The organism is Mesorhizobium sp. M7A.F.Ca.MR.176.00.0.0 (assembly GCF_004023165.1).
Classification (GTDB): Bacteria; Pseudomonadota; Alphaproteobacteria; order Rhizobiales; family Rhizobiaceae; genus Mesorhizobium.
This window is the reverse complement of record NZ_RZTC01000131.1, coordinates 8,695-15,443: the sequence shown is the minus strand read 5'-3', so window position 1 is coordinate 15,443 and position 6,749 is coordinate 8,695. Positions and strand designations below refer to the sequence as shown.

Here is a 6,749-nt window from a genome sequence, read left to right as displayed (position 1 = left end):
GGGGAGATGTCCGGCAGGACAGAGGGGGGCGCCTCGCGTAAACCTAGCGGCCTTTTCCCCTTAGCCGGCGACGCCATTGCCCTCGGCATTGCCCTCCCCTACGGCAGCATGCCGGCAGACAAGATCATCGCGCTCGCCCAAAGCGCCCTCTCCCTCAACACAACCGAAATCCGCCTCGCCCCCAGTCGTGCCCTGCTCTTCCTTGGCCAGCCACCGGCAGCCAACCAACCCCTCCAACACACCGCCACCGCCCTCGGCTTCGTCACCGCCCCCACCGACCCGCGCACGCGCATTGCCGCTTGCTCCGGCACGCCGGCCTGTGCCTCCGGCCGCATCGCCACGCGCGACATCGCCGAGACGATTGCCACTGAAAACGCCGACATCCTCGACTTCACCCTGCACATTTCCGGCTGTGCCAAAGGCTGCGCCCACCCCGCCCTGGCGACGCTGACGATTGTCGGCGGCGAAAACGGAGCCGGACTTGTCGTGAACGCGACGGCAAAGGCCCTTCCTGCGGGCTACAGGCCGGGCTATGACGCCGCGCGCGGCATCGGCCGCGTCGCGGCAATGATCCGCAGCGCACGATATCAAGGCGAGACTGCCGCTGCTTGCCTGACAAGGCTCGGGCCGGCCGGTATCGCCGAGGCTTACCGACAGGCCCAAACTGAAAAACGGAAATGAGCATGGCCGCCTACGACTACATCCATGACGGCACGGCGATCTATGAGCGCTCCTTCGCCATTATCCGCGCCGAGGCTGATCTTTCGCGCTTCTCCGAGGCCGAGGCCGATGTCGCCATCCGCATGATCCATGCCTGCGGCCAGGTCGAAGCTTCAAGTCATTTTGTGTTCTCCACGGATTTGGTTGCCGCTGCCCGCACCGCTTTGGCGGCGGGCGCGCCGATTTTCTGCGACGCGGAAATGGTCTCGCATGGCGTCACCCGCGCCAGGCTGCCAGCCGGCAACGAGGTGATCTGCACCTTGCGCGATCCGCGCACGCACGACATCGCTGGGCAAATCGGCAACACCCGCTCGGCCGCCGCGATCGATTTGTGGGGCGAGCGCATGGCGGGCTCGGTGGTTGCCATCGGCAATGCACCGACCGCGCTGTTCTATCTATTGGAAAAACTGCGCGACGGCGCGCCGAAGCCTGCGGCCATCATCGGCATGCCGGTCGGCTTCGTCGGTGCTGCCGAATCGAAGGACGCACTGGCCGAGAATTCCTACGGCGTTCCCTACGCCATCGTGCGCGGCCGGCTCGGTGGCAGCGCCATGACCGCCGCCGCGCTCAATTCATTGGCGAGGCCCGGCCTGTGAACGCCCTTCCCAAAGGTCGTCTCGTCGGCGTCGGCACCGGTCCCGGCGACCCCGAACTGCTGACCCTGAAAGCCGCGCGGGCCTTGGCGGAAGCCGATGTCGTGGCCTATTTCGCCAAGCGCGGCAACAACAGCAATGCGCGCGCCATCGTCGAAGCGCAGTTCCGGCCTGAAATGACGGAATTGCCGCTGCTCTATCCCGTCACCACCGAAATCGCTAGGGATCACGACGACTACCGCTCGCAGATCACGGCTTTCTACGAGGAGTCCGCCGAGAAGGTCGCCGAGCACCTCCAGGCAGGCAGGATGGTTGCGGTGCTGTCCGAGGGCGACCCGCTTTTCTACGGCTCCTACATGCATCTGCATGTGCGCCTCGCCCATCGCTTCCCGACCGAAGTTATTCCCGGCGTCACCGCCATGTCCGGCTGCTGGTCGCAGACTGGTGTCCCGATCGTCCAGGGCGACGATGTGCTGACGGTGCTGCCCGGCACGATGAGCGAGTTCGAGCTGACGCGCCGGCTGGCTGACACCGATGCCGCCGTCATCATGAAGGTCGGCCGCAACCTGCCAAAGATCAGGCGGGCGCTGGAGGCTACGGCCAAGCTGTCGCGCGCCGTCTATGTCGAGCGCGGTACCATGGCCGGCAGCGTGTCGATGAAGCTGGCCGACAAGACGGACGACAAGGCGCCCTATTTCGCCATCGTGCTGGTCGCCGGCTGGTCCGGCCGCCCCGGCGCCGTGGGAGCGCAGGCATGAGCGGCCGCCTCACTGTCATCGGCCTTGGGCCCGGCAATGCCGATCAGGTCACTCCGGAAGCCAGCCGCGCCGTCGCCGAGGCGAAATTCTTTTACGGCTACAAACCGTATCTCGACCGGCTGGAATTGCGCCCGGAACAGACCCGCGTCGCTTCCGACAATCGCGAGGAACTCGCCCGCTCCAAGGACGCACTGATCAAAGCCGCCGAGGGCCACGACGTCGCGGTGGTTTCCGGTGGCGATCCCGGCGTGTTCGCCATGGCGGCGGCCGTCTGCGAGGCGATCGAGGCCGGCCCGGCCGAATGGCGCGCGGTCGATGTCGCTGTGGTGCCCGGCATCACCGCCATGCTGGCGGTCGCCGCCCGCATCGGCGCGCCGCTCGGCCATGATTTCTGCGCCATCTCGCTGTCCGACAATCTGAAGCCATGGGAGCTGATCGAACTGCGCCTGCTGGCGGCAGCCGGCGCCGGCTTCGTCATCGCGCTCTATAACCCGATCAGCAAGGCGCGCCCCTGGCAGCTCGGCCGCGCCTTCGAGTGCCTCACCGCGATCCTGCCCGGCACCACACCGGTGATTTTCGGCCGCGCCGCCGGCCGCCCGGATGAGCGCATCGAGGTCTACCTGCTGGCCGATGTCGAGGCAGAGAAGGCCGACATGGCGACCTGCATCATCATCGGCTCGCCGGAGACCCGCATCATCAAGCGCGCGGAGAAGCCGGCGCTGGTCTACACGCCGCGCTCGTCCACGGGGCGGACAAAATGATCGACCATCATGGTCAGCGCTTCAACGCTTTCAGCCGCTGGAACATCCGGCAAGACTGGCCGTTGGATCATGACCACCTCGAGGCCAAGCGCCCGCGCCGCGGCGATCTTGCCATAAGTCGCTTCGCCGCCGCTGTTCTTGGACACGACGACATCGATGCGTTGCTTTTCGAGCAGCGCGCGTTCCTCCGCCTCACGAAACGGGCCACGGGCCAGAAGATAGCTCGCATCCGGCACGGCAAGCTTGGGCTCGATCGCGTCGACGCTGCGGACGAGATAATGATGCTGGGGCGCAGCTTCGAAAGCAGCGACCTCTTGCCGGCCCAGCGCCAGGAAAACACGGCGCGGCGCCAGTCCAAGCGCTCGCGCGGCATCGCCGGATGTAATGACCTCAGTCCAGCGGTCGCCTTCGACAGGCTCCCAGCCGGGGCGTCGCAGCGCAAGGATCGGCACACCGGCCACGCGGGCGGCTTGCGCCGCATTGGCGGAGATCTGCGCCGCATAGGGGTGCGTCGCGTCGATCAGCAGATCGATAGGCTCTTTCCGCAAATAATCGGCCAATCCATCGGCACCGCCAAAGCCCCCCGTTCGCACCGGCACGCCTTGCGCGACCGGGCTTTCAGTGCGGCCAGCCAGCGACAGCGTGACCGAGGCGCGCGCCGCCAGTTTTCCGGCCAGTTGCCGGGCTTCGGTGGTGCCGCCGAGGATCAGAATACGGTGGGTCATCATGCCTGCTGAAGGTCCGCGCGGTGCCAAGCTCACCCCAAAATGGCTCACAATCGTCGGCATCGGCGAGGACGGTTTAGCGGGTCTCGGCGACGAGGCCAAGCAGCGGATTGCCGAGGCGGAGATCATCTTCGGCGGCAAGCGGCACCTGGCGCTGGTCGCTTCCTTCGCCAAGGGCGAGGCGCGCGCCTGGCCGGTTCCTTTCGATGCCGAGATGGCTGACGTGCTGGCGCTTGCCGACAGGCGCGTCTGCGTGCTCGCTTCAGGCGATCCGTTCTTCCACGGCGTCGGCGCCACCCTCGCGCGCAAGGTCAAGCAACAGGAGATGCATGTCATCCCCGCACCGTCGGCCGTTTCGCTGGCGGCCGCGCGCCTTGGCTGGGCGCTGCAGGACATCGAGACCGTCTCGCTGCACGGCCGGCCGCTCGACCTGATCCGGCCGCTGCTGCAGCCACGCGCGCGCATTTTGGCACTGACCTCGGATGCCGAAGCCCCCGCTGCAATAGCGCGCCTGCTCACCGAACTCGACTTCGGCGCATCGCGGCTGACGATCCTGGAGGCGTTGGGTGGGCCAAGCGAGGACCACCGCACGATCCGCGCCGATGCCTTCGATCTCGAAAACATCAATCCACTCAACGTTCTGGCGGTCGAAGTTGAATCCGGTCCGGACGCGCGCGTCCTGCCGCTCACATCAGGCCTTGCCGATCATCTGTTCGACCATGACGGCCAGATCACCAAGCGCGAAGTCCGCGCCATCACACTGTCGGCGCTGGCGCCGAAACGCGGCGAATTGCTGTGGGACATCGGCGCCGGTTCCGGTTCCATCGGCATCGAATGGATGCTGGCCCACCCTTCCATGCGCACCATTGCCATCGAGGCCGATCCGATCCGCGCCGCCCGCATTGGCCGCAACGCGGCCGTCTGCGGCGTTCCCGGCCTTGTCGTGATGGAAGGCAGCGCGCCCAGGGCACTTGCCAGGCTGGACACGCCGGACGCGATCTTCATCGGCGGCGGCGGCAGCGATGCCGGCGTGCTGAATGCTGCCATCAAGGCGCTGCGCCCGGGCGGCCGTCTCGTGGCCAATGCGGTGACGCTGGAGATGGAAGCCTTGCTCCTCGCCCAGCATACCAAGCTCGGCGGCGATCTCACCCGCATCGCCATCTCTCGCGCATCGCCGGTCGGCGCGATGCAGGCCTGGCGGCCGGCCATGCCAGTGACCCAATGGAGCTGGGTCAAGCCATGATGGTCGCGGGCATCGGCAGCCGAAAAGGCGTGAGCGTCGAAGACGTGCTTGCCGCGATCGAAACCGCGCTGGAGACTCATGGCCTGACGATGACGGCACTTTCGGCACTGGCGACTGCCGAGTTCAAGAAGGATGAAGAAGCGATCGCCGCCGCTGGCCGCGTGCTGAGTCTTCCGGTCATCGTCGTCGATGACGCCACGCTTCAGGCCGCCTCGTCGGACACGCTCAGCCATTCCGACCTCTCGCAGGATGTTGCCGGAACCCCATCGGTTTCCGAGGCATCCGCCCTTGCCGTCGTCGGCAAAGGCGCCAAACTGCTTGGCCCGCGCACGGTGCTCGGCCCGGTCACCTGCGCCATCGCCATCAGCGGAGATGCGCCATGACCGTCCATTTCATCGGCGCTGGTCCAGGTGCCGCCGACCTCATCACACTGCGCGGCGCCAAGCTCCTTGCAAGCTGCCCGGTCTGCCTGCATGCCGGTTCGATCGTCGCGCCCGAGCTTTTGCAGCATTGCGCGCCCGGAACAAAACTGGTCGACACCGCGCCGATGTCGCTCGACGAGATCGAGGCCGAGTATGTCGCGGCCCACAAATCGGGCCATGATGTCGCCCGCCTGCTTTCCGGCGACCTGTCGGTGTGGAGCGCCGTCGCCGAGCAGATCCGCCGGCTGGAAAAGCATGGCATTCCCTACACGCTGACGCCGGGCGTCCCCTCCTTCGCCGCTGCCGCCGCCGCATTGCGCCGCGAGCTGACCATTCCTGAAGTCGCGCAAAGCCTGGTGCTGACCCGCATCTCCGGACGCGCATCAAAAATGCCGCCCGGCGAAACGCTGGCCGGCTTCGGCCGCACCGGCGCCACGCTGGCGATTCATCTAGCCATCCACGCCATCGACCGCGTCGTTGCCGAGCTCACGCCGCACTATGGCGGCGATTGCCCGGTGGCGGTCGTCTTCCGCGCCTCCTGGCCGGACGAGCGTGTGCTGACCGGTACGCTGGCGACCATCGAGGCGCTGCTCGCCGCCGATCCGATGGAGCGCACGGCGATCATCTTCGTCGGCCGCTCGCTGGCAGCCGAAGGTTTTGGCGAGAGTTCATTGTACGACGCCCACTACCAGCGGCGTTTTCGCGGACGGGACGGATTGTGAGCGGCAGCAACAAAAACACCGGCGAAAACGCTACGCTCGAAAAAGCCTTGTCCCGGCTGAACTTCAAGCCGCGCCGGCTGGAGCCTGGCCATGTCTGGCTGGCCGGCGCCGGCCCCGGCGACCCCGGTTGCCTGACGCTTGAAGTGCTGGCGGCTTTGGCCGAGGCGGATGCGCTGGTCTACGACGCGCTGGTCTCATCCGATGTCGTCGCCGTTGCCGAAAATGCCGAGCTTTTCTTTGCTGGCAAGCGCGGCGGCAAACCGTCGATGAAACAGGATGACATCACCGCCCTTTTGGTGCGGCTGGCACGCGACGGCCGCCGCGTCGTCAGGCTGAAGGGCGGCGATCCCTATATTTTCGGCCGCGGCGGCGAAGAAGCCCTGGCGCTGGCGCATGAAAACATCCCGTTCCGCGTGCTGCCAGGCCTGACCTCGGGCCTCAGCGCTCTGGCCGCGACCGGCATTCCGGCCACCATGCGCGGCATCAACAAGGCAGTGATCCTGGCGACCGGCCACGCCGCCGGCACCGATGACGATCTCGATTGGGCGGCAATCGCCCGCACCGGCCAGCCTGTCGTCGTCTATATGGGCATGGCCAACCTGCCTTTGATCGCGGCGGCACTGCTCGATGGCGGGCTGGCGCCGTCGACACCGGCGGCAGTGATCGTCGCGGCGACCACGCCGCAGGAACGAACCGTCGTCGCCACGCTCGCCACCATTGCCGAGGAAGCCGCGGCCGCCGGTCTTGCCTCGCCGGCGCTGATCATCGTCGGCGGCATCGTTGCCATGCGCGCGGCACTGGCGGG

9 protein-coding genes are annotated in these 6,749 nt (G+C 66.9%); 8 read left to right on the top strand and 1 reads right to left on the bottom strand.

Features of this window, described 5'->3' with window-relative positions; translation table 11 throughout:
• The 4 genes from EOB59_RS29645 to EOB59_RS29630 form a co-directional block, all read left to right on the top strand.
• On the top strand, positions 1–681 hold a 681-nt coding region (locus EOB59_RS29645; protein WP_164895783.1), incomplete at its 5' end, for a nitrite/sulfite reductase.
• A gap of 2 nt (positions 682–683) precedes the next feature.
• A complete protein-coding gene (locus EOB59_RS29640) occupies positions 684–1,316 on the top strand; it encodes a precorrin-8X methylmutase (RefSeq protein WP_128289855.1) in 633 nt (210 codons plus the stop codon).
• Positions 1,313–2,071, top strand: coding sequence for a precorrin-2 C(20)-methyltransferase (locus EOB59_RS29635; RefSeq protein WP_127810066.1), 759 nt, complete (start codon positions 1,313–1,315; stop codon positions 2,069–2,071). The genes EOB59_RS29640 and EOB59_RS29635 overlap by 4 nt, the downstream gene beginning before the upstream one ends.
• Positions 2,068–2,832: a precorrin-3B C(17)-methyltransferase gene (locus EOB59_RS29630; RefSeq protein WP_127271898.1), complete on the top strand. Its 765-nt coding sequence runs from the start codon at positions 2,068–2,070 to the stop codon at positions 2,830–2,832. The genes EOB59_RS29635 and EOB59_RS29630 overlap by 4 nt, the downstream gene beginning before the upstream one ends.
• Here the strand turns inward: EOB59_RS29630 and EOB59_RS29625 are convergent.
• A complete protein-coding gene (locus tag EOB59_RS29625; RefSeq protein ID WP_128289857.1) occupies positions 2,796–3,557 on the bottom strand; it encodes a cobalt-precorrin-6A reductase in 762 nt (253 codons plus the stop codon). The genes EOB59_RS29630 and EOB59_RS29625 overlap by 37 nt on opposite strands.
• 1 nt (position 3,558) lies before the next feature.
• On the opposite strand from EOB59_RS29625, the gene cbiE reads away from it, so the two are divergent.
• The 4 genes from cbiE to cobA form a co-directional block, all read left to right on the top strand.
• The gene (cbiE, locus tag EOB59_RS29620; RefSeq protein WP_128289854.1) at positions 3,559–4,800 is read left to right on the top strand and encodes a precorrin-6y C5,15-methyltransferase (decarboxylating) subunit CbiE; all 1,242 of its coding nucleotides are present in this window, start codon (positions 3,559–3,561) and stop codon (positions 4,798–4,800) included.
• Positions 4,797–5,183 (top strand): cobalamin biosynthesis protein, encoded by a 387-nt coding sequence (locus EOB59_RS29615; protein ID WP_127399385.1) that lies wholly within the window; start codon positions 4,797–4,799, stop codon positions 5,181–5,183. Before cbiE ends, EOB59_RS29615 begins: the two co-directional genes overlap by 4 nt.
• Positions 5,180–5,944, top strand: a complete 765-nt coding sequence (gene cobM / locus EOB59_RS29610; protein ID WP_128289853.1) for a precorrin-4 C(11)-methyltransferase — start codon at positions 5,180–5,182, stop codon at positions 5,942–5,944. Before EOB59_RS29615 ends, cobM begins: the two co-directional genes overlap by 4 nt.
• Positions 5,941–6,749, top strand: an 809-nt coding sequence (gene cobA, locus EOB59_RS29605) for a uroporphyrinogen-III C-methyltransferase (RefSeq protein WP_128289856.1), incomplete at its 3' end; no start/stop codon positions are given. The genes cobM and cobA, both read left to right, overlap by 4 nt.